Raw genomic sequence first — 21,748 nt, 5'->3', positions numbered from 1 at the left:
GCCGATGCCGCTTCGGTGATCAGGATGAGGTGTGTTCGGCACAGGACTCGAGACGGTCGGGGAGCGGTATGACGGGACATGAACCTATACCGCTGTCGGTGCTCGACCTCGCGCCGGTCACCGAGGGGAGTGACGCGGCGACGGCGGTGCGTCGCAGCGTTGCCTTGGCCCGGCACGCCGAACGTCTCGGATATCACCGCTTCTGGCTCGCCGAGCATCACTTCGTGGCAGTGGCCAGCTCGTCGACGACCACGCTCATCGGACTCATCGCCGGCGCGACCGAGTCCATCCGCGTGGGATCTGCGGCGGTCCAGAGCGGCCTGCACACCCCGGTGTCGATCGTGGAGGCCTTCGGGACCATCGACGCGCTCCACCCTGGCCGACTGGACCTGGGTCTCGGTCGTTCCGCGCAGCGTCGCACCGAGTTGGCGACCGCCGACCGGAGATCCGCACCCCGCGAGCCCGCACCCCGACAGCCCGACGAGGTCGTCGACGGCCTGCTCATACCGTCGCCGTTCCCCGTCGAGTCGATCCTCAACGCGCCGCGGGTCGTCGCCGCGTTCGAGGCCTCGCAGTTCGACGGTGCGTCGCCGCCGGACTTCGACGATGCCGTCGGTGATGTCCTGGCGCTCCTGACGGGCGGGTTCAGTCACCGCGACGTCGAACTGACCGCGGTGCCGGGGCAGGGCGCCGACGTGGCGGTCTGGATCTTCGGGAGCAGCAAGGGGCAGAGCGCCCAGACCGCAGGTGCGCGCGGGTTACCGTTCGTCGCGAATTATCACGTCAGCCCGAGCACGGTCCTGGAGGCCGTAGAGGCCTACCGAAGTGCGTTCCGGCCGTCGCCGGTCCTGGCCGAGCCGTATGTGGTCGTCTCCGCGGATGTCGTTGTCGCCGAGGATGAATCGACCGCACGGCACCGTGCATCCACCTACGGACACTGGGTGTACGGCATCCGCAGCGGAGCCGGCGCGCAACCGTACCCGGACCCTGACACGGCACGGCCGCTCGACGATGACGCGCTCCCACTGGTCGACGATCGCGTGCGCACCCAGTTCGTCGGCGACCCCGACACCGTGGTGGACGGGCTGCGCACCCTCGTGCGGGTGACCGGCGCCGACGAACTGCTCGTCACCAGCGTCACCCACGACTTCGACCACCGGCTGGCGTCGCATGAGTTGCTGGCGGCCGCATGGGGATTGCGAGGGAAGTGAGATGACCGGCTACGCGGCAGAGGGTTTCGGACGACGCGCCGGTGTGCGGTCGTCGTTGAGGGTGCTGTTCACCGGCATCCGGCGTCGCGTCGACGTGGATTTACTCGCCGTGTGTGCGGCGCTGCATCCGGAGGCACCGCACCTGGGTCTCCCGCTGGAGTCAGCAAGAACGGTCGGCCGCGGAAAGGTCTCATAACCGGGTCCCGGTGGCACCATGAGGTTCTCCGGTGACGACGGTCGTCGCCGACGAGCAGCCACGAGGACGCCCACCATGTACGAGACCCCGGATGAACTACACGAACTGCAGACCCTTCTCGACGCGTCCCTGTCCCGATCGACTGATCATCTGCGGTCCATCATCAGCAGCGAGAACACGGTCGGCGCACCGCAATTGGTCGAGATCCTGACGGGCATGCGTGTTCTCGCGCTCTCGACCGTGACCGCGGCGGGCGAGCCGAGAATCAGCGCCGTCGACGGGCATTTCCTCCACGGGAAGTGGATCTTCGGCACGGCGCGCATGGCTGCGAAGGCTCGGCACCTCGCCGCCCGTCCGGCCGCCAGCGCGGCTCACATCCAGGGCGAGGAGCTCGGGGTGTTCACCCACGGGACGGTCGAGATCCTCAACCCGCTCGACGGCGACCGCGCCGATGACTGGCCCGAGTTGGTGGCCCACTTCAAGACGATCTACGGCGACGATGCGTTCGACTGGGACGTCGAGGTCATCTACTTTCGCCTGCACCCGCATTGGATGACGGTCTACGCACCGAACCAGTCTCATTGACTGTGAGTCGACGGTCAGTCGACCGGGACGATGAAGCCTTCTTTCACGAGCCAGTCGTAGGCGACGTCGGAGGGGTCGGCGCCGTCGATGTCGATGAGTCCGTTGAGTTCCTGCATGAGCTCGTCGGTGAGTTTCGCCGACACGGGAGCCATGAGTTCGGCGATTTCCGGGTTCGCGTCGTTGACGCCGGTGCTCACCACGAGGCAGCCGCTGTAGGGCAGGAAGAACTTCTTGTCGTCTTCCAGGACGACGAGGTCGAGGTTCTTGATCCTGCCGTCGGTGGAGTAGACCATGCCGAAGTTGCAGGGTTCGCTCCGTGCGGTCGAGGTGTAGACGACGCCGGAGTCCATGGTCGTCACGTTGCTCTTGGGCACGCCGCCGGGGGCGTCGAGCGGGATGTCGTATGCCTCCAGCATGGGGATGAAACCGTCCGCGCGCGAGAGGAACTCATCGTTGATGCAGAACGTCCGCTCGGATTCTGGCAGCTTCGCGATGTCGGACATCTTGGTGACGTTCAACCGCTCGGCCGTCGGCGCCGAGGCGGCGAATGCGTAGGTGTTGTTGAACGACGAAGGCGGGAGCCACTCGACACCGTTGGCGCGTTCGGCGTCACGGACGCGCTCGTACAGCTGCTGCGGATCCGCGATGGTCTCCGTCTCACCGAGATAGGTCTGCCAGGCGGTGCCTGTGTACTCCCACACGATGTCGGCGTCACCGTTGAGAACCGCTTGCCGCGAGGACATCGAACCCGGCGCGTTGGTGAGGTCGTCGACGTCGGCCCCGGCCGCCGCCAGATACGTCGCGGTGATCTTGCCGAGCAGGACCTGTTCGGTGAAGTTCTTCGACGTCACGGCGACCGACGTACCCTCCAGCGGGCGTTCACCGCCGGGAAGGGAAGCGGGACGGAAGGTTCCGGACGAACTCACCAGACCACACGCCGACAGCGTCATCACGAGGGCCGCCGACGCGGCCAGGATTGCGAGTGCCCGGGAGCGCAGCGTGCGGGCCGAATGTGAGCGGCGCCGGGAGCGCAGCGAGCGGGCCGACTGCGACCGTGTCATCATGCGATCCCCCGTGGTGTCGCGACGAGTTCGACGAGGCGCCCGAGCCAGTCGATCGTCATGGCGAGCAGGGCGACCAGGATCGCGCCCGAGACCAGCAGCTTGGGCAGGAACAGCGTGATGCCGGTGGTGATGAGTGTGCCTAGGCTGTTCGCGCCGATGAACGTGCTGAGGGTGGCGGTGCCGACCAGGATCACCAGTGCGGTCCGCACCCCGTTGAGGATGACGGGTACGGCGAGCGGGAGTTCGACCTGGACGAGGGTGCGGACGGCGGACAGGCCGATGCCCCGGGATGCCTCGACGGTCCGTTGATCGACCTGACGCAATCCGACGATGGTGTTCTGCAGGATCGGGAGCACCGCGTAGACGACCAGGCCGACGACGGCGGTGTTGAAACCGGTGCCGAGCCAGAAGGTGAACAGCACCAGCAGACCGATCGCCGGCGCCGCCTGCCCGATGTTGGCGATGTTGACCGCGATCGGGTTGAGCCACCGGAGCGACGGTCGGGTGAGCGCGATACCCAGTGGGATCGCGATCACGACGACGATGATGGTGGCGACGAGAGTCAGTTGGATGTGATCGAGGATGGTGGCGCGCAGCGCGGCCCACGACATCGACGCGCTCTCGGTGGTGGTGAACGTGGTGTTCGCGTACCAGATGGCGAAACCCACGCCGACGACCACGATCACGAGCGGTTCGAACCACACGTCGATGGGGATGCGGGAGAGCCGTCGTCGAAAGCCGCTCGGGACCGTCTCCGGGGCAGGCGGTTTCGCGGTCTCGGTGATCCTCGCCTCTTCGGCGATGAAACCCGTCACCGCTCGGCGCTCGTCTCGGGTGTGCCCACCGGCGCTGTCGCGGAACCGGCGCCTGCGGCCGGTTCCGGGCCGGGCTCGTCGTCGGCCGCGACGACCGGGGTCTCGACGGGAGCCGAACCCTCGGCGTGGTCGAGATAGCCGCCGTGGTCGTCGTCTTCCCGCACCGTCGCGAGTTGGCCGCGGATCGCCTCCATCACCGAGGCGATGTTCAGCGCACCGACGACCGCGCCGCGTCCGTCGGTGACGAGCACGCCGCCCTGGCTCGTCGCGAGCATCGAGTCGAGGGCGTCGTTCAGCGTCGAGGACTTGGCGACGACCGGGAGGCGATGGTCGAGGTAGTCGGAGACCTCCGGCTTGGCGCGGATCTCCTCGACCGACGGCCATGCGCGTGGGCGGCCGTGTTGGTCGACGACGGCGACCCAGTCCTCGCCGGCCGCCTTCGCGCGGGTCACCACGGCACCGGACGGTTCTCCGACCCGGGCGGTGATCACCTCTTTGAAGTCGACATCGCGGACGCGGGTGAGGGTCAGGTGGGCGAGAGTCGCACCCGATCCCACGAACTCCTCGACGAACGGGCTCGCCGGATTGGCCAGGATCTCCTCCGGCGGCGCGAACTGTTCGATGTGCCCGCCCTCGGAGAGGATCAACACCTTGTCGCCGAGTTTGGTCGCCTCCTCGAAGTCGTGGGTGACGATGACGATGGTCTTGGCCAGCTCGTGCTGGATCGCGATCAGCTTGTCCTGCAGGCGTGCTCGGGTGATCGGATCGACGGCGCCGAACGGCTCGTCCATCAGCAGCACCGGGGGATCGGCGGCGAGGGCGCGTGCGACGCCGACCCGCTGCTGCTGGCCGCCGGACATGTCCTTGGGGAGCCGGTCGGCGAAGGTCGCGGCGTCGAGTCCGACGAGGTCGAGCAGGTACTCGGTGCGCTCGGCGATACGTTTCTTGTCCCAGTTCAGGATTCGCGGGATGGCGCCGATGTTCTTGCTCACCGACCAGTGCGGGAAGAGGCCGCCGGACTGGATGACGTAACCGATGGACTGCCTCAGCTTGTCCGGGTTCTCGGCGGTGACATCGCGTCCGCCGATGTAGATGCGACCCTCGGTGGGTTCGATGAGGCGGTTGATCATCTTCAGCGTCGTCGTCTTGCCACATCCGGACGGGCCGACGAAGGCGACGATGTCGCCGGCGTCGATCTCCAGGTCGAGACGGGCGACGGCCGGCGTGGTGGCTCCTCGGTAACGTTTGGCCACGCCGTCGAGCCGGATGGACTCGCCGGTGACGTTGCGGTTGTTGCCGTTCGGCGCGGACGAGGTGGCGGAGTCGGTCATGAGAGTCCCTTGGAGATGGTGAGTCGGCCGAGCAGAACCAGGAGAGCGTCGAAGACGAGGGCGATGATGACGATCAGGATCGTTCCGGCGAGCGCCATTTCGAGTGCATTGGCACCACCGAGGCGGGAAAGCCCGTTGAAGATCAGCGATCCCAGGCCGGGGCCGAGGACGTAGGCGACGATCGCGGCGACACCGACGATCATCTGGGTCGACACGCGGATGCCGGTCAGGATCACCGGCCAGGCGATCGGCAACTCGACGGTGAGCAGGATGCGCCATCTCGAAAGCCCGATGCCGCGGGCGGATTCGACCACGGCCGGCGGCACGGACCGTAGACCGACGACCGCGTTGCCGATCACCGGCAGCGTGGCGAAGAAGGCCAGCATCAGAAACGACGGCGTCACACCGAGTCCGAACGGCACGATCAACAGGGCCAGGAGGGCAAGCGACGGAATGGTCAGCGCCACACGGCTCGACGTCAGCGTCAGCGCGCTGGCGAGCGGGAGGCGATAGACCACGGCGGCGATGAGGATCGCCACGGCCGTACCCACGAGCACTGTCTGAAATGACAGAGACGCGTGTTGATAGGTCAGAAAAGTGAGTGATCGGGCGTTCTCGCTGAGGTAATCCCACAATTGCACTGTCGGTGTCCCATCCCCGGTGTCCCATCCCCGATGTCCCACCCCCGGTGTCTGCGTCGACATTACGCAGAGTTGAACGAGACTGCCGACATTTGGACCGATCCAGTGTGACTTTCACGCGGCGTGGGTCGATCTCCGCTCGACTCGGTGCCATCCTGGATGGGTGAGTGAGACTGCGCTGACCAGCTCGGAGGTCGGACCCGACGACGATCGGGCCCACCTGGCCGAGGCCGTGCGTTCCTGGACGCGCATCGTCGCCTGGGTGCTGAGTGTCGGCGGGGCCATCGGCTTCGTCGCGGCGTTCGTGCTGACCGTGGAACGATTCGAACTAGCGGCCGACCCCGACTACGTGCCGTCCTGCAACTTCAATCCGGTGCTGAGCTGTGGTTCGGTGATGGCGCAGCCGCAGGCGGCGCTCTTCGGGTTCCCCAATCCGCTGCTCGGGATCGCCGGTTTCGCGGTCGCGATCACCACCGGGATGGCCTTGCTGGCCGGGGCGCGCCTCGCCGGCTGGTACTGGGCGGGGCTACAGGTCGGGGTCACCGCGGCGATGGTCTTCATCGGGTGGCTGATCTATTCGAGCCTCTACTCGATCGGGGCGCTGTGTCCCTACTGCATGGTCGTCTGGGCGGTCACACTGCCGATCTTCGTCCTGGTCAGCGTGCGCAACGCGCACGCGAGCGGTCTCACCTCGCGGTCCCGTGTCGCGCTCGCCCTGGCCCGCAATCACGCCCCCATCCTCGTCGCGGCGGTCGGCCTCGTGATCGTGCTGATCGCGGTGCGATTCTGGTCGTACTGGTCCAGCCTGTACTGAACCCGACCTCGCGCGACCGCTCGGAATCTCCCGAGATGCACCACTACGCTGGGCCCATGGCTATCGGGCGTCCATCGGAGGGTTCGGCGGAGGTGCAGCGCGCGCCGCGGGCGCGGATGACCGGCGCGCAACGGCGATTGCAGCTCATCGAGGTGGCGCGCGGACTGTTCGCCGAACGGGGTTTCGAGGGCACGTCGATCGAAGAGATCGCGCAGCGCGCCGGAGTCTCGAAACCTATCGTCTACGAGCACTTCGGCGGCAAAGAAGGTCTGTACGCGGTGGTCGTCGACCGTGAGATGGAAACCCTGCTGGAGATGGTGACCTCGTCGCTGTCGAAGAACCGCTCGCTCTATCGCATCCAGCAGGTCGCACTCGCGCTGCTGACGTACATGGAGGAGCGCACCGACGGCTTCCGCATCCTGGTCCGCGGCGACAGCACCGCGAGCACGGACGAGACGGCGACCTACTCGAGTCTCCTGAACGACGCGATCAGTCAGGTCGAGCACATCCTGGCCGGGGACTTCGAACGACGCGGCTTCGATCCCGCCCTCGCACCGCTCTACGCCCAGGCGCTCGTCGGGATGGTGTCGGTGACGGCGCAGTGGTGGCTCGACGTCCGCGAACCGTCGAAGGAGGTCGTGGCGGCGCACCTGGTCAACCTGTGCTGGAACGGGCTCACCCGACTCGAACCCGATCCCGAACTCGTCGGGCCCGACTACGTCGAATCGCGCAAGCGGACCACCGTCGACGACGCCTGACCGGGGGCCGCTCACGCACCGGCCCACCGCGGTGCCGCCACCCGACCCGAGGTGCACGGCAGTGTGCCCCAACCGCGTCTATTGTTGATTCACTCTGCGTGCCCCGGCCGGAAGGATCAACCGATGTCGACCCCGCACGGCGCCGGCCGGCCGGCCATCGCATCCCGCTGAGGCGTAGCGCGTGGAGACCGTCGGCATCTACCTGGTCGTCATCTTCGGATGTGGATTCCTCGCGCGTGTGGCCCGCCTGCCCACCCTCGTCGGCTACCTCGCCGCCGGGTTCATCTTGCACGCACCGGGAATCGACGAACTGCCGATCATCGACACGATGGCCGAACTGGGCGTCACGATCCTGCTGTTCACGATCGGGCTCAAGCTCGACGTGCGGATGCTGCTCCGGCGTGAGGTCGTCATCACCACGGCGGTGAACCTGCTCGTCATCCTCGGTCTCACGATGGGTTTCCTCGGCGTCCTGGGTGCCATCGGCGTCCGGTTGCTCGCCGGCGAGGGCTGGGAGACGGTGGCGCTGTTGGGATTTGCGCTGTCCTTCTCGAGCACGGTGTTCGTCGTCCAGGTACTCGACGAGCGGTCGGAGTCGCATTCCCTCTACGGCCGCATCGCCATCGGCGTCCTCGTGCTGCAGGACATCGTCGCCGTCGTCTATCTGACCGCCATGCAGGGCGAGCCGCCGAGCCCCTGGGCGCTGGCCCTGGTGTTGTTGATCCCCGGCGCGTGGATCGTCCGCCGGTTGTGGAACACCCTCGGCCACGGCGAGTTGCAGACGTTGTTCGGGATCGTCATGGCGCTCGTACCCGGTTACTGGCTCTTCGAATCCGTCGGTGTCAAGGGCGATTTCGGCGCGATGATCATCGGCGTCCTGCTCGCTTCGCACCCGCGTGCGGGGGAGCTGTCGCGGACGTTGTTCGGTTTGCGTGAGCTGCTGCTGGTCGGTTTCTTCGTGTCGATCGGCCTGCACGTCACGCCGACGACTGAGACCGTGCTGCTCGGCCTGCTCCTGCTCATCCTGCTACCGCTCGAGGGAGCGGTGTACACGCTGGTCCTCTCGCTGTTCGGCCTGCGTCGCCGGACGTCGATCCTCACCGGACTCGCCTTGGCCAACTTCTCGGAGTTCGGGCTCATCGTGATCGCGACCGGTGTGGGGGCAGGCATCATCGGCGAGGACTGGCTGGTGGTGACATCGGTCGCGGTGGCGGGAAGCTTCGTGTTCTCCACCCTCGTCAATCGACGCGGCACGGGCCTGGTGACCCGGCTGTCGGCGTTCGTCCCGACCACGGCCGCCGCCCGGGCGCACCCCGACGACGCGCCGATCGTCCTGGCACCGGCGCGCGTTCTCGTCCTCGGGATGGGTCGCGTCGGCCACTCGGTCTACGACCGGCTGGTCGACGAATACGGCCTACCCGTGATCGGCGTGGAGAACGACCCGCTCAAGGCGAGCGAACTGGCCGAGCAGGGTGTCCGGGTACTCGACGCCGACGCCACCGAGACCGACTTCTGGGACCGGGCCGTCGGCGTCGGCGAGCTCGAACTGCTCGTCCTGGCCATGCCCTTCCACGGCTCGAATCTCGTGGCTCTCGAACGGATCGAGGAGCTCGGCGTCACCGGGACCATCGCCGTCGTCGCGCAGTACGACGACGAACGCGACGAGTTACTCCAGCGAGGGGCCGACGTGGCGTTCCACATCTACGAGGGCACCGGCGTCGGACTGGCCGACGCGGCCGCCGAGGCCGCAGGTCTGGAACGCTGAGCGACGGTTCACCCCGACCCGGTGGCCAGGCCGGTCAGCTGCCCGCGCCGGAAGCGTCGTCGCCGCTCCAGAGGTCCTTCTGCATGTAGACGCAGTCGATCCACTGCTCGGCCTTGTGACCGATGGCGCGCAGGCGACCCACCTCGTCGAATCCGAACCGCCGGTGCAGTGCGATCGAGCCCTCACCTCCGGTCGCGGCGATGACCGCGACGATCTGGCGGACGTTGTCCGGGTCGGCGCGGGCGAGCAGCGCGGACATCAACGCGGTGCCGATCCCGCGTCCCCCGTGACCGGGCCGCACGTAGATCGAGTCCTCGGTCGACAGGTCGTACGCGGGCATCGTCCGGAACGTCCCCAGGTAGGCGTATCCGACGACGTGCTCGACCCCGTCGTCGACCGCGCGGGCCACCACGAACGGCCGGCCCGCAGCGGTGATCGCGGCGTGCTTGGCATGCCACTGCGAGACCGACGGAACCAGGTAGTCGAAGGTCGCGACGGTGTGCTGCACGTAGTGCGCGTAGATGTCCGCGACGGCCTCGCAATCGTCGATCGTCGCGTCTGACACGCGGATCGGGGGCGAGGTCGCGCCGGAGGTGCGGTCGCTCATGCCGATGAGGGTAGGGCAGGGGCGCCGACGGCGAGAACTCCGTCGGGACGAGTCCGCCGACCGGGCAGGGCGGGCCGATCGGCGACCCATACAATCGACGGAGTGTCGACGCTGTCTGCCCTGTCCGGTCTGGCCACACTCGCGTGTGCGGACAAGTCCTTCCGCGAGGTGCACAAGCACCGCGACGAGCGCCGACTGGACATCACCGCGCCGGATGCCGCGCGCCCCTTCCTCGTCTCGTGCCTGGTCACCGATGCGCAGGCGCCGCTGTTGGTCGTGTCGGCCAACGGCCGCGAGGCCGACGATCTGACGGCGGAGCTGGGCGAACTCCTCGACGACGCCGGGGCCGTCGCACAGTTCCCGTCCTGGGAGACGCTGCCGCACGAGCGGCTCTCCCCGAGTGCAGACACCGTCGGACAGCGACTGGCCGTGCTGCACCGCCTGGCGAACCCCGGCGACACCCCACTGCGGGTCGTCGTGACCACTGTTCGCTCGCTCGTCCAGCCGATGGCACCGGGCCTCGCCGACGTCGCCACGGTGACCCTGCGTGAGGGCATCGAGGTCGACTTCGACGCACTGCTGTCCCAGTTGGTCGAGATGGCCTACGAGCGCGTCGACATGGTCGGCCGACGCGGCGAGTTCGCGGTACGCGGCGGCATCCTCGACGTCTTTCCGACGACCGCCGATCATCCGGTGCGCGTGGAGTTCTGGGGCGACGAGATCACCGAGATGCGTGCGTTCTCGGTGGCCGACCAGCGCAGCCAGCCCGAGGTCGAGACCAGCGAGGTGCGGATTCACCCGTGCCGTGAACTGCTCCTGACCGAGAAGGTCCGTGCGCGGGCCGCCGATCTCGCGGCCGCCGATCCGGGCGACACGACCATGACCGAGATGTTGGGCAAACTCGCCGAGGGCATCCCGGTGGAGGGGATGGAGGCGCTGATCCCCGCGCTCGTCGACGGCGACATGCAGTTGCTGACCGAGGTGATCCCCGACGGCACACGGGTCCTCATCCTCGACCCGGAGAAGGTGCGGACCCGGGCCTCGGATCTGTCGAAGACGGGTGCGGAATTCCTCGAGGCGTCGTGGACCGCCGCCGCCATGGGCGCCTCGGCGCCGATCGACGGCCGGTCGTCGGAGAGCCTCGGCATCGACCTGCAGGCCAGCGCGTACCGCTCTCTCGACGAGGTGCGGAAGGCGACGCTCGCCGCCGGCCGGCCCTGGTGGACCCTGAGTCCACTCGCGACCGGCAGCGGTGACGAACTCGAACTGGACCTGGCTCCCGGCCCGGCGCCACGGGGCGACGACCGCGAGATCGCGGCGACGTTCGCGCAGTTGCGCGCCCACGTCTCCGACGGCAAGACGGCGGCGATCGTGGTGGCGGGCAAGGGCACCGCGCAGCGTGTCGGCGAACGACTGTCCGACGCCGAGGTGCCCTACGTGATCGCCGAACCCGGGCATCGGCCGCAGCCCGGCGAGGTGACCGTCTTCTGCGCGCCGCTGCGTGCCGGGATCGTCTGTCCCGACGCGGGTCTCGTGGTGGTCGCCGAGGCCGACCTCACCGGTACACGGGTCGCGAACGTCCGGGACGGCCGCCGGCTGCCGGCGAAGCGGCGCAACCAGGTCGACCCGCTCGCCCTGGCCGCCGGCGACCTGGTGGTGCACGACCAGCACGGCATCGGCCGGTTCGTCGAGATGATCGAGCGGACCGTCTCGGGTGCCCGGCGCGAGTACCTCGTCCTGGAGTACGCCTCGAGCAAACGCGGCCAGCCGGCCGATCGGTTGTATGTCCCGATGGACGCACTCGACCAGCTCTCGCGGTACGTCGGCGGCGAACAGCCGTCGCTGTCGAAACTCGGCGGGTCGGACTGGCAGAACACGAAGCGCAAGGCGCGCAAGGCTGTTCGCGAGATCGCCGGCGAGCTCGTACAGCTCTATGCCGCCCGCCACGCCGCGCCCGGACACGCATTCGGTCCCGACACCCCGTGGCAGCAGGAAATGGAAGACGCCTTCGACTTCACCGAGACCGTGGATCAGCTCACGGTCATCGCCGAGGTCAAGGCCGACATGGAACGTGCGGTGCCGATGGACCGCGTCGTCGTCGGCGACGTCGGTTACGGCAAGACCGAGATCGCCGTCCGTGCCGCCTTCAAGGCCGTCCAGGACGGCAAGCAGGTCGCGGTCCTGGTCCCGACGACGATTCTCGCGCAACAACATCTGCAGACCTTCACCGAACGGATGAGCGGCTTCCCGGTGCGCGTGCGCGGCCTGTCGCGCTTCACCGATGCCAAGGAGTCACGCGAGATCGCCGAGGCGATGTCGAAGGGCGAGGTCGACGTCGTCATCGGTACCCACCGACTGTTGCAGACCGGGATCGTCTGGAAAGACCTCGGACTCGTGATCGTCGACGAGGAGCAGCGGTTCGGTGTGGAACACAAGGAACACATCAAGTCGCTGCGCACCCATGTCGACGTGCTGACGATGTCGGCCACCCCGATCCCGCGCACGCTGGAGATGTCGATGGCCGGGATCCGCGAGATGTCGACGATCCTGACCCCGCCCGAGGAACGGCACCCGGTGCTCACCTACGTCGGTGCCTACGCGCCCAAGCAGGTCGCCGCCGCCATCCGCCGCGAGCTGTTGCGTGACGGCCAGGTCTTCTACGTGCACAACCGGGTGTCGACCATCGACAAGATGGCCAAGGACATCGCGGCGATGGTCCCGGAGGCGAGAGTTGTTGTCGCACATGGGCAGATGGGCGAGGATCAGCTCGAGCGCACGGTGTCGGGATTCTGGAACCGTGAGTACGACGTGCTGGTCTGTACGACGATCATCGAGACCGGTCTGGACATCTCGAACGCCAACACCCTGATCGTCGACCGCGCCGAGAACCTCGGCCTCTCGCAGCTACATCAGCTGCGTGGTCGCGTCGGTCGCAGCCGCGAACGTGGATACGCCTACCTGCTCTACAGCCCGGACCGGCCGCTGACCGAGACCGCCTACGACCGCCTGGCGACGATCGCGCAGAACAACGAGCTCGGCGCGGGAATGGCGGTGGCGCTGAAGGATCTCGAGTTGCGCGGCGCCGGAAACGTGTTGGGCGCCGAGCAGTCCGGGCACGTCGCGGGCGTCGGCTTCGATCTCTACGTCCGGCTGGTCGGCGAGGCGGTGGAGGCTTACCGTGCCGCCGCGGATGGGAAGCCCGTCGAATCCCGGGAGACGGGCGAGGTGCGCATCGACCTCCCCGTCGACGCACACATCCCGGTCGAATACGTCGATTCCGACCGCCTGCGTCTCGAGGCGTACCGCAAGCTCGCGTCGGCGACCGACGACGCCGCGGTCGACTCGGTCCTCGTCGAACTCAACGACCGCTACGGCCCACCACCGGTGGAGACCACGCGGCTGGCGTCCATCGCCCGGCTGCGCCTGCGATGCCGGGAGCGGGGGATCACCGAGATCGGTCTCGCCGGACAGGGAATGAAGATCTCGCCGCTGTCGCTGCTCGACAGCGAGCAGGTGCGTCTTCGTCGCCTGTACTCGTCGGCCACCTACCGGGCGACGACGTCGGTGGTCACGCTGCCCATCCCGCGCACCGGAGGCGTGGGGTCGGCGCGCCTGCGCGACGACGAGCTGATCGAGTATCTGACGACCTTCCTCACCCAACTCCGGCCGGACCCTTCGTGACGCGCCCTCCGCAAGCTCCGGGCGCTCCTCAGGGAGCGGGGGTAGCGCGCCCTCCGCAGGCTACGGGCGCTCCTCAGGGAGCGGGGGTAGCGCGCCCTCCGCAGGCTCCGGGCGCTCCTCAGGGAAGGGCGTACGACGAATGACGGTGGTGCTGCTGGACCCGGCACGGCCGGATCTGATCCTCCATTCGGGCACGCTCATGTCTCGCCGGGCCGGTGCAGGTCACCGAGGACGTGCCCGCGGCGATGCTGTGGGAGTTCGACCACGTCGAACCCGTCTTCGACGACGCACCCGTCGATCCGGGATCGGTGCTCGTCAGTACCGATCCCGAACATCCGCTGGTGCAGGCGCGAATCGCGCGCGGGGAAGACGTCATCGCGGCGCAGACGGTCTCCGGCATGGCGCTTCTCGAGTCCGTGGCGTTGATGGACACATTGCGTCGGAACGGCCCGTGGGAGAGCACCCAGACGCACCACTCGTTGCGGCGTTACCTGCTCGAAGAGGTCTACGAGTTGCTCGACGCCATCGAGGCCGGTGACCCCGTGGAGCTCCGTGAAGAACTCGGCGACCTCCTGCTGCAGGTGCTGTTCCACGCGCGCATCGCCGCCGACGACCCGGAGTCGCCGTTCGACATCGACGACGTCGCACGGAGTTTCACGTCGAAGGTGACCGGCCGGACTCCGGGCGTGCTGTCCGGCGCCCACTCGGATCTGGAGACCCAGATCCGGGAATGGGAGGAACGCAAGGCGGCCGAGAAGCGCCGCGGCTCGGTGTTCGACGGCGTCGCCACGACCCAGCCCGCTCTCGCCCTGTTGCAGAAGGTCCTCGAACGGCTCACCGCGGCCGGTTATCCCGTCGACACCATCCCCGCGGAGACCCTGACCGTGACGGTCGTCGCCGGCGGCGACAGCGTCGAGGCGCAGGCCCGGGACCGAGCGCTCGCGTTGATGGCCGACGTGCGCGCGGCAGAAGCGCGTGCGGCCGAGCGAGGCGTCACCCTCGACTCGCCCGAGGCGTGGTCGGCCGTACTGGGCGAGAACCCGGCCTGATCCGACCATCACGCGAGCACTGTCGCGGGGTTTGGGGGAGTGAACCGGATCGAGGCTCAGACGGACAGTGCGGCCAGCTGTTTCGTGAACTCCCCCTCGTCGATTCGCGTGTGGCGTCCGTCCTCGACGACGATCTCGCCGCCGACCATCACCGTGTCGACGATGGACCGTGATCCGGTGGTGAGCAGCGACGCGCCGGGATCGCGGACGGGGAGGGTGGCGTAGTCGAGGTCGAACCGCACCAGGGTGAGGTCCGCGGGCGACCCGACCGTCACGCCGCCGGTCACCGGCGACAGACCGAGCGCGGAGTTGGCGCCGCCGCAGGCGATGTCGAGCATCTGGGGGAACCCGAGCAGGTCCGCACGCCGGTGGACGGCACGTTGCAGGTAAGCGGCGATGCGCAGCGTCGCCAGCATGTCCTGGGTGTCGTTGCTGGCGGCGCCGTCCACGCCCAGCCCGACCGCCAGGCCGCGCTCCAGCATCGCCGGGATCGGGGCCACCCCGCTGCCGAGCCGCATGTTCGACAACGGATTGTGCGACACCGCCACCTTCCGGGCGGCGAGGGTGCGCTGGCCGGCGTCGTCGAGCTCGACGCAATGGACGGCGAGCACGCGGTCCCACAGGAAGCCGTTGCGGTCGAGGTGGTCGACGGCCCCGAAGCCGGTGTGCTGCCGACACATCTGCTCGTCGGTGCCGGTCTCGAGCAGGTGGATGGAGACCGGCAGTCCACTTTCCTGCGCGAAGTCGCGGATCGTCCGCATCCCGGCGTCGGTGACCGAGCGCGGATTGGGTACCGCCAGGGCCATCGAGATCGCTGACCCGGCAACCTCGTTGCGGAGATGGTCGACGTGGTCGAGGACCTCGCCGAGGGGTTGCATCAGCCGCGGTTCGAACCCCCACTTGCGGCTCGGGTCGGTGCGGTCGGCGACCCCGCGGCCGAGGATCGCCCGGATTCCGGTGTCGCGCAGTGCCCGCACGACGGCGTCATGGATCTCGTGCGACGGGTGCGGCCACATGTGTTCGACCACGGTCGTCGTGCCCGATCGCAACAGTTCGAGGCAGGCCGAGACAGCGGCGAGGTAGGCCCGCTCGGGTGTGATCGCCACCGATTCCTCGCCCACGGCCAGCAACCATTCGAGCAACGGTGTGCATTCGGCGATTCCCCGCATGAGCGACTGCTGGAGGTGCGTGTGGGTGTTGACGAACCCGGGGATGACGTAACCGTTACCGGTTCCACCGCCCGGACGGGCGGTGGGTGCGATCGCGGTGACGATCCCGTCGACGACATGGACGTCGTGATGGGCTTTCCACTGGCCGGCCGTGTAGACGGTGACGTCGCGAAAGGCCGGGGCCGCCGCGGTGACGGCGGCCCCGGGCAATGATGTGTCGGTCACTTCGCGAAGTTCGCGGCGATGCGCTGGGCGAGGTAGTCGGCGGCGGTGATCGGCGGGTAGGTGCCGCCCGCGCTCTCGATCAGCACGTCGGAGTTCGCTTGGGCGAAATACGCGAGCGTGTAGCGCGGACCGGTGTACTCGCCTCGGCGGGGAGCCCGGACCCGATGGAAGTTCGACGGCAGTCGGTCGTCGGACCAGCGCATCAGCATGTCGCCGATGTTGCAGGTGATGGCGTCGTCGGACGGCTCGACCGACGTCCAGGCCTCGCCGTCGGCCTCGGCTCCCGGTAGCACCTGCAGACCTCCCTGACCGGACCGCTGGAACAGCAGGGTCAGTGCGTCGAAGTCCGTGTGTGCGCCGGCGCGCCAACTGTTCTCGGAGTCGATCAGTTCGTCGGGGAACGCGTAGTAGTGCAGCAACCGCAGGGTGCTCTGGTAGGTGTCCGCCGTCGGGTCGTGCGCCCGAGTGAAGAAGTCGCGGTCGAGACCCAGACGCTCGGCGAAACAGCTGAGCAAGGTCATGGCCACCGACCAGCACCGGTGCTCGAAATCCTCGATGGTGGAGCGGAATCCGGCGAGCTCGCGCTCACTCGGCCACAGTCCGTCCATGCGGGGCCGGGTGAACTGGTAGGACTCCTTCTGGTCCGGTGTGCCGATCGACGGGCGTACCTGGGTGCGGTACTCCCAGCCCGCGTTCTGGCCCTTCTTGAGCGGATACTGCTCCTTGATCGAACGGGGGAGCGCGAAGAACCGGGCGGACATCTCGAACGCGTGGTCCACCGCGGCCAGGTCGATGCCGTGGTCGATCACCTGGAAGAAGCCGATGTCGGTTGCGGCCGACCAGAGTTGGTCGGCGATCTCGTCGCGGCGGTTGTCCAGATCGGCCAGACTGATCCGGCGGATCTCGCGGTCGGTGGTCTCGGTTCCCAGCCCGCCCATCCGGCGTTCCCGGTCGAGCTCGGCCAGGCCGGCCGAGGCGGCCGGCGATGGGGGTGTGGTGGTCTCGGTCATCGTGTGTCTCTCTGTGGTCGGGGATGACGTGGGCGTCGGGTCAGCGGATCTGCTCATCGATGAACTGGGTCGTGAACAGCTGGTCGGCGGGCAATGCGGCCGGCAGGTCGGCGCCTCCGCCGTTCAGGATCGGCACGAGGTCGTTGATCACGTTCTGCGCCTTCACCATGTCGTAGCTGCCGTAGACACCGTCCGCGCCCGGGGCGATGACCGCGCGATCCTTCAGCAAGCCCGCCGAGTACGCCGCCTCGCCGGCTGAATACGGGGTGAAGGACACGTCCTGGGACACCCAGTCGACGATGGTGGCGTTGACCGCGTCGGGCGAGGCCACGTAGTCCTTACCGGTCTGCTGGATCATCGGGACCAGCTTCTCCAGACACGGCGACATCTCCTCGACGTCACCGGCGCGGACCGAGACGTTCGACGCGTAGACGTCGTACCCGGCGTCCTTGACCATCGCGTAGGCGACCGGCTTGTTCCACGACGGGGTCTCGTTCTCGTAGGTGTAGGGCTCGGAGTTGGCGAACCCCTGCTGGGTGATCGACGGGTCGCCGACGAAACGTGCCGGGGCGCCGTCGTAACTGGTGTCGAGCTGATCCTGCTGCAGCAGCCCCTTCGCGACCAGCCACTGCGGGAAGATCTGATCCTTCGACACCACCACGCTGGCGTCGGATCGGCCGATGTCGGCGATCGTCTTCACGTCCGGGTGGGTTGCGGGGTCCCACATGATGATCGAGGGGTTGTACTGCAGGAGGGGCGTCACACCGACCACGCGTTGGTCCTTGGCGGCGGAGATCATCTGGTCGCCGTGGACGAGACCGAGGTGGATGGAGTCGTCGGAGTACATGGCCGAGGGCACCGACTGGAATCCGATGGCCGGGCCGCCGGCGCGCAGCGTGATGTCGACGCCGGTGTCCATGCCGTCGAAGACGAGCGGTCCGGAGACCGACTTGTTGTCGGTGTCGACGGTGTACCCGGGTCCGAGAAGTCCGATGACCCCGGCCATGTCCGACTGCGGTTGCCACTGCAGTTGAACCACCACGTTGTCGGGGCAGGTTCCGGCGAGGGTGGATTCGGCCGGCGCCGAGGGGAGGCTCGACGACGCGGTGTCGTCGGACCCGGAACTCGAGCAGCCGGCGAGAACCGCTGCGCAGATCGCCGCCGTGGCGGCCACGGCCAGACGCGACGTGCGGAGGCGGGTCATCTAATAGCAGAAAGACTGCAACAGTTACATGTAGACATGCACAGGGCGGGAAGGCCGGATGAAACTCTACGACACGGTGAGGGATGTGGATGCGCGTCATCTCACCAAAGATGTGGTCGCGTCCGTCTCCGGGGTGACGAAGCGATTCGAGTCCGGGACCCAGGCGCTGGACCGGGTGGACCTCGACGTGCGCGCCGGCGACTTCGTGGCCGTCGTCGGACCGTCGGGTTGTGGTAAGTCGACCCTGCTCCGGATGGCCGCCGGTCTCGAGAAGCCCACAGAGGGAAGCGTGGCACTGTCCACGGAGTCGGTCGGGTTCATCTTCCAGGAACCGACCCTCCTCGCCTGGCGCAGTGTGCGGGGCAATGTCGAACTCTGCGCCGAGATCGCCCGGCTGCCGCGGGGTGAACGACGACGCCGGGCGCAGGCCGCCATCGACGCGGTCGGTCTCACCGGGTTCGAGTCGCAATTGCCGCGCATGCTGTCCGGTGGCATGAAGATGCGTGCCTCGCTGGCCCGCGCGTTGACCTCCGAGCCCGAATTGTTGCTCCTCGACGAGCCTTTCGGCGCTCTCGACGAGATGACCCGGCTCGACATGCAATCCGAGCTGCAACGGCTCTACGCCGAACGCCGGTTCACCGCGATGTTCATCACGCATTCGGTGTCCGAAGCGGTCTTCCTCGCCAACCGGGTGATCGTGATGTCCGCACGCCCGGGGCGGATCGTCGCCGACATCGGCATCGACTTCGCTCACCCACGCCACCCGGATCTGCGCTACGACAGCCGTTTCACCGACCACGTCGCCGAGATCTCCGAGACCCTCCGAGGTGCACGATGACCACCGCCGCCCGATCTCGTCCCGCCGCCGGCGAGTACCACGGACCCGTCTCCGCGCCGCAGCCCGAACCCACACGGGGCGAACGGTCGTCGCGGAAGAGTGGCGCCCGCCGTGTCACGGCAGCCGTGCTGAGGTACGGAGCACCCCCGGTCCTCTCCCTCGCCGTGGGGATCGCCGCCTGGTACGCGGTCAGCTATCTCATCCTCACTCCGGAGCGGCGTTTCCTGCTCCCGCCGCCGCACACCGTGCTGACCGAGTCGCTGCTGGACCCGGACAGCGTCGGCCCCATGCTCGACGCGCTATGGGTCACCGCGAAGGTCTGTCTCGTGGGCTTCGCCTTCGCCGCGCTGATCGGGGTCGCCATCGGCGTCCTGATGAGCCGGGGGTCCTTCCTCGAACGCGCGATCTACCCCTGGGCCGTTGTGCTGCAGGTGATCCCGGTGCTCGCGATCGTTCCGCTGATCGGGCTCTGGTTCGGCTACGGGATGGTCGCCCGCACGATCGTGTGCGTGATCATCGGGATCTTCCCCATCATCGCCAACACGCATTTCGGCCTCGTCTCGGTCGACAAGTCCTCACACGAGCTGTTCACCCTGTCGAAAGCTTCACCGGTGCAACGCCTGCTGATGCTCGAGTTCCCGTCGGCTCTCCCGTCGATGATGACCGGCTTCCGGACGGCCTCGGGGCTGGTCGTGGTGGGCGCCATCATCGGTGACATGTTCTTCGCGAAGGGCGAACCCGGTATCGGGACCCTGCTCGACATCTACCGGGCTCGCCTGCAGTCCGACGACCTCATCGCGGCGATCGTCCTGGCCTCGGTGTTCGGCATCCTCGTCTTCGGCGCCTTCAGCATTCTCAACGCCGCCGTGAACCGTCGTCGCTGAGGACATCTCCGCGCTCGCAACCACCTCGACCCGAACCCATCCGGAGGATTCATGTTCACCGTTCCCACCATCGACATCTCGCCCTACCTCGACCCGGACAGCTCGGCCGCGGCCCGGGACGGCGTGGCGCGCGCCCTCGACGACGCCTGTGGCGGCGTCGGTTTCGTCCAGGTCGTCGGTCATGGGATCGCACCCGGCGTCATCGACGGACTGACCGCGGCGCTCGACGAGTTCTACGCGCTGCCCCTCGAGGTGAAGAAGCAATACGCCCGGCCGGGGCAGAATCGTGGCTACAGCCCGCCGAAGAGTGAGTCGCTGAGCATGAGTCTGGGTGTGGCCGCGGCGAATCAGATGAACGACTTCTACGAGGCGTTCACCGTCGGCTCGGAGGGTTCCTGGTTCCCGGGCCTCGACCTGCCGGAGTCCAGCTACCCGACGAACACGTGGCCGGACGCGGCGCCGGGATTCCGCCCGGCGGTCGAATCCTGGTTCGACGCGGCGCGGGGCCTCTCGCGAGTTCTGCTCACCGCCTTCACCGATGCGCTCGGTCTGCCGCCCGGTTACTTCGACGGCATGACCGATCACTCCATCGACGCGCTGAAGCTCAACAACTACACCCTCCCCGAAGGCGAGATCGAACTCGCCGGGGAGCTGACCGGGATGGGTGCGCACACCGACTTCGGCATCCTCACCGTGCTGTGGGCCGACCAGGTGCCCGGGCTCCAGGTGCTCGATCACGAGGGGCGGTGGCACGACGTGGCACCCGCCGACGACGCGCTGCTGGTCAACCTCGGCGACGCCATGGCGCGGTGGACGAACGACCGGTGGCGCTCGACTGTCCACCGCGTCGACCCGCCCGTCGTCGACGGCCGGATCCTGCGTCGTCGGTCGGCAGCGTTCTTCTTCGACGGCAACGCCGATGCCGTCATCGAGACGCTGCCCGGGTGCGCGCGTACCGACCACCCGGGATATCCGCCGATCACCGTCGCCGAGAACATCGATGCGAAACTCGCCGGGATGAAGAGCGGAATCGCACCCGTCGGCGCCGAGCGCGAGGCGCAGCGCGTGATGGCCGCGGGATGAGGCCGGGGCATCGGCCTTCTACGCTGGGACGATCATGACGGGAAACGGAGACGACGGCGCGCTGCTCATGCAGTCGGTCCTGCGCCGGATACGAGACGAGATCTTCGACGGCACGCTCGAACCCGGTGCGTCGCTCTCGGTTCCGGGTCTGGCCGCCCGACTGGACGTGTCCCGCAGCCCGGTGCGCGAGGCGGTCCAACAACTCGTCATGGACGGGCTGGCGGTCTACACGCCTCGTGTCGGTGCGAAGGTGGCCGTCCTCGACGACGAGATGCTGCGGCACGTCTTCGAGGTTCGTGAGGTCCTCGACGGACTCGCCGCGCGCCAGGCCACCATCCGGGTGACCCGTGCCGAGCTGACCGGGCTCTGGGATCGGGTGCGTGAGCAGGAGCGTCTGCTGGAGACCGAGCCCGATCACCGACGCGACGCCGAACTCGATCTCGACTTCCACACCGCGGTCCGGTCGCTGTCGGGAAACGCCCCGCTGTGCGACGCACTGCTGAAGCTCGACACCCAGTCACATCTCTACCGATCCGACATGTGGTCGCACGAGGACAACCGTCGGCACGCCGTGACCGAGCACCGCCGGATCGTCGCGGCACTGGAGGTCGGTGACGCCGACGAAGCGGACCGGGCCGCGCGCGCCCACGCCGCCGGCGTCCTCGTCCGGCTGCTCCGTACCTGATCCGGTGCGCGATCGCCGTGACCCCGGCCACCGGACTTTCGCCCACGCTGATTTGATCTCGTCAGGCGGTGCGGCGGCGGGAGAGAGCGCATCCGCCGCCCCGGGTGGGCCCCGGCAGGGGAATCGTCTGCGC

19 protein-coding genes and 1 pseudogene are annotated in these 21,748 nt (G+C 68.0%); 12 read left to right on the top strand and 8 right to left on the bottom strand.

What is annotated here, in order from left to right; translation table 11 throughout:
• The first annotated feature begins 68 nt into the window (after positions 1 to 68).
• The 3 genes from JW364_RS08380 (at position 69) to JW364_RS08370 (ending at position 1,992) form a co-directional block, all read left to right on the top strand.
• Positions 69 to 1,211, top strand: a complete 1,143-nt coding sequence (locus JW364_RS08380; RefSeq protein ID WP_205333093.1) for an LLM class flavin-dependent oxidoreductase — start codon at positions 69 to 71, stop codon at positions 1,209 to 1,211.
• 1 nt (position 1,212) lies between these two features.
• The gene (locus tag JW364_RS08375) at positions 1,213 to 1,407 is read left to right on the top strand and encodes a hypothetical protein (protein WP_058250829.1); all 195 of its coding nucleotides are present in this window, start codon (positions 1,213 to 1,215) and stop codon (positions 1,405 to 1,407) included.
• A 75-nt stretch (positions 1,408 to 1,482) separates the two neighbouring features.
• Positions 1,483 to 1,992, top strand: a complete 510-nt coding sequence (locus tag JW364_RS08370) for a pyridoxamine 5'-phosphate oxidase family protein (protein WP_205333094.1) — start codon at positions 1,483 to 1,485, stop codon at positions 1,990 to 1,992.
• 14 nt (positions 1,993 to 2,006) lie between these two features.
• Here the strand turns inward: JW364_RS08370 and JW364_RS08365 are convergent, their stop codons facing one another.
• The 4 genes from JW364_RS08365 to JW364_RS08350 form a co-directional block, all read right to left on the bottom strand.
• A complete protein-coding gene (locus JW364_RS08365; RefSeq protein WP_078112134.1) occupies positions 2,007 to 2,942 on the bottom strand; it encodes a glycine betaine ABC transporter substrate-binding protein in 936 nt (311 codons plus the stop codon).
• 110 nt (positions 2,943 to 3,052) lie between these two features.
• Positions 3,053 to 3,871, bottom strand: a complete 819-nt coding sequence (locus JW364_RS08360; RefSeq protein WP_205333095.1) for an ABC transporter permease — start codon at positions 3,869 to 3,871, stop codon at positions 3,053 to 3,055.
• Positions 3,868 to 5,202 (bottom strand): ATP-binding cassette domain-containing protein, encoded by a 1,335-nt coding sequence (locus JW364_RS08355; RefSeq protein WP_205333096.1) that lies wholly within the window; start codon positions 5,200 to 5,202, stop codon positions 3,868 to 3,870. Before JW364_RS08355 ends, JW364_RS08360 begins: the two co-directional genes overlap by 4 nt.
• Entirely contained in the window at positions 5,199 to 5,906 is a 708-nt protein-coding gene (locus JW364_RS08350) for an ABC transporter permease (protein WP_240198836.1), read from the bottom strand. Before JW364_RS08350 ends, JW364_RS08355 begins: the two co-directional genes overlap by 4 nt.
• A 100-nt stretch (positions 5,907 to 6,006) precedes the next feature.
• On the opposite strand from JW364_RS08350, the gene JW364_RS08345 reads away from it, so the two are divergent.
• The 3 genes from JW364_RS08345 (at position 6,007) to JW364_RS08335 (ending at position 9,180) form a co-directional block, all read left to right on the top strand.
• The gene (locus JW364_RS08345) at positions 6,007 to 6,657 is read left to right on the top strand and encodes a vitamin K epoxide reductase family protein (protein ID WP_078112131.1); all 651 of its coding nucleotides are present in this window, start codon (positions 6,007 to 6,009) and stop codon (positions 6,655 to 6,657) included.
• A 56-nt stretch (positions 6,658 to 6,713) separates the two neighbouring features.
• Positions 6,714 to 7,415 (top strand): TetR/AcrR family transcriptional regulator, encoded by a 702-nt coding sequence (locus JW364_RS08340; RefSeq protein ID WP_068971913.1) that lies wholly within the window; start codon positions 6,714 to 6,716, stop codon positions 7,413 to 7,415.
• A gap of 181 nt (positions 7,416 to 7,596) precedes the next feature.
• On the top strand, positions 7,597 to 9,180 hold the full coding sequence (locus JW364_RS08335) for a cation:proton antiporter family protein (protein WP_205333097.1): 1,584 nt from the start codon (positions 7,597 to 7,599) through the stop codon (positions 9,178 to 9,180).
• Positions 9,181 to 9,214: 34 nt separating this feature from the next.
• Here the strand turns inward: JW364_RS08335 and JW364_RS08330 are convergent, their stop codons facing one another.
• Positions 9,215 to 9,787 (bottom strand): GNAT family N-acetyltransferase, encoded by a 573-nt coding sequence (locus JW364_RS08330; RefSeq protein ID WP_159370415.1) that lies wholly within the window; start codon positions 9,785 to 9,787, stop codon positions 9,215 to 9,217.
• Positions 9,788 to 9,889: 102 nt separating this feature from the next.
• Between JW364_RS08330 and mfd the strand changes: the two genes are divergently transcribed.
• Together mfd and JW364_RS08320 are read left to right on the top strand one after the other, a co-directional pair.
• A complete protein-coding gene (gene mfd / locus JW364_RS08325; protein WP_205333098.1) occupies positions 9,890 to 13,468 on the top strand; it encodes a transcription-repair coupling factor in 3,579 nt (1,192 codons plus the stop codon).
• A gap of 139 nt (positions 13,469 to 13,607) precedes the next feature.
• Positions 13,608 to 14,517 (top strand): annotated as a pseudogene (locus tag JW364_RS08320) (MazG family protein).
• Positions 14,518 to 14,573: 56 nt separating this feature from the next.
• On the opposite strand, the gene JW364_RS08315 reads toward JW364_RS08320, so the two are convergent.
• From JW364_RS08315 to JW364_RS08305, 3 genes are read right to left on the bottom strand one after another with little or no spacing between them, the layout of a single operon-like run.
• On the bottom strand, positions 14,574 to 15,911 hold the full coding sequence (locus tag JW364_RS08315; RefSeq protein ID WP_307814760.1) for an amidohydrolase family protein: 1,338 nt from the start codon (positions 15,909 to 15,911) through the stop codon (positions 14,574 to 14,576).
• Positions 15,908 to 16,921 (bottom strand): isopenicillin N synthase family oxygenase, encoded by a 1,014-nt coding sequence (locus JW364_RS08310; protein WP_065630923.1) that lies wholly within the window; start codon positions 16,919 to 16,921, stop codon positions 15,908 to 15,910. Before JW364_RS08310 ends, JW364_RS08315 begins: the two co-directional genes overlap by 4 nt.
• A gap of 40 nt (positions 16,922 to 16,961) precedes the next feature.
• Entirely contained in the window at positions 16,962 to 18,125 is a 1,164-nt protein-coding gene (locus tag JW364_RS08305) for a nitrate ABC transporter substrate-binding protein (protein WP_205333099.1), read from the bottom strand.
• 58 nt (positions 18,126 to 18,183) lie between these two features.
• Between JW364_RS08305 and JW364_RS08300 the strand changes: the two genes are divergently transcribed.
• From JW364_RS08300 to JW364_RS08285, 4 genes are read left to right on the top strand one after another with little or no spacing between them, the layout of a single operon-like run.
• The gene (locus JW364_RS08300; RefSeq protein ID WP_065630925.1) at positions 18,184 to 18,963 is read left to right on the top strand and encodes an ABC transporter ATP-binding protein; all 780 of its coding nucleotides are present in this window, start codon (positions 18,184 to 18,186) and stop codon (positions 18,961 to 18,963) included.
• Entirely contained in the window at positions 18,960 to 19,847 is an 888-nt protein-coding gene (locus tag JW364_RS08295) for an ABC transporter permease (RefSeq protein WP_240198835.1), read from the top strand. Before JW364_RS08300 ends, JW364_RS08295 begins: the two co-directional genes overlap by 4 nt.
• A 51-nt stretch (positions 19,848 to 19,898) precedes the next feature.
• Positions 19,899 to 20,930, top strand: a complete 1,032-nt coding sequence (locus JW364_RS08290; RefSeq protein WP_205333100.1) for an isopenicillin N synthase family oxygenase — start codon at positions 19,899 to 19,901, stop codon at positions 20,928 to 20,930.
• A 34-nt stretch (positions 20,931 to 20,964) separates the two neighbouring features.
• Complete coding sequence (locus JW364_RS08285) at positions 20,965 to 21,615, top strand: GntR family transcriptional regulator (protein WP_058250812.1); 651 nt, start codon at positions 20,965 to 20,967, stop codon at positions 21,613 to 21,615.
• The last annotated feature ends 133 nt before the right edge of the window (positions 21,616 to 21,748 follow it).

The organism is Gordonia sp. BP-119, assembly GCF_016924115.1.
GTDB lineage: Bacteria > Actinomycetota > Actinomycetes > Mycobacteriales > Mycobacteriaceae > Gordonia > Gordonia hongkongensis.
Note: the sequence above shows the minus strand (reverse complement) of the source record. Positions and strands in the feature narration are given on the sequence as shown.

Coding starts and splice junctions, on each gene's coding strand:
- JW364_RS08380 (WP_205333093.1), top strand. CDS start 69: ATGACGGGACATGAACCTATACCGCTGTCGGTGCTCGACCTCGCGCCG.
- JW364_RS08375 (WP_058250829.1), top strand. CDS start 1,213: ATGACCGGCTACGCGGCAGAGGGTTTCGGACGACGCGCCGGTGTGCGG.
- JW364_RS08370 (WP_205333094.1), top strand. CDS start 1,483: ATGTACGAGACCCCGGATGAACTACACGAACTGCAGACCCTTCTCGAC.
- JW364_RS08365 (WP_078112134.1), bottom strand. CDS start 2,942: ATGACGCTGTCGGCGTGTGGTCTGGTGAGTTCGTCCGGAACCTTCCGT.
- JW364_RS08355 (WP_205333096.1), bottom strand. CDS start 5,202: ATGACCGACTCCGCCACCTCGTCCGCGCCGAACGGCAACAACCGCAAC.
- JW364_RS08350 (WP_240198836.1), bottom strand. CDS start 5,906: ATGTCGACGCAGACACCGGGGGTGGGACATCGGGGATGGGACACCGGG.
- JW364_RS08340 (WP_068971913.1), top strand. CDS start 6,714: ATGGCTATCGGGCGTCCATCGGAGGGTTCGGCGGAGGTGCAGCGCGCG.
- JW364_RS08330 (WP_159370415.1), bottom strand. CDS start 9,787: ATGAGCGACCGCACCTCCGGCGCGACCTCGCCCCCGATCCGCGTGTCA.
- JW364_RS08310 (WP_065630923.1), bottom strand. CDS start 16,921: ATGACCGAGACCACCACACCCCCATCGCCGGCCGCCTCGGCCGGCCTG.
- JW364_RS08305 (WP_205333099.1), bottom strand. CDS start 18,125: ATGACCCGCCTCCGCACGTCGCGTCTGGCCGTGGCCGCCACGGCGGCG.
- JW364_RS08300 (WP_065630925.1), top strand. CDS start 18,184: ATGAAACTCTACGACACGGTGAGGGATGTGGATGCGCGTCATCTCACC.
- JW364_RS08295 (WP_240198835.1), top strand. CDS start 18,960: ATGACCACCGCCGCCCGATCTCGTCCCGCCGCCGGCGAGTACCACGGA.
- JW364_RS08290 (WP_205333100.1), top strand. CDS start 19,899: ATGTTCACCGTTCCCACCATCGACATCTCGCCCTACCTCGACCCGGAC.
- JW364_RS08285 (WP_058250812.1), top strand. CDS start 20,965: ATGACGGGAAACGGAGACGACGGCGCGCTGCTCATGCAGTCGGTCCTG.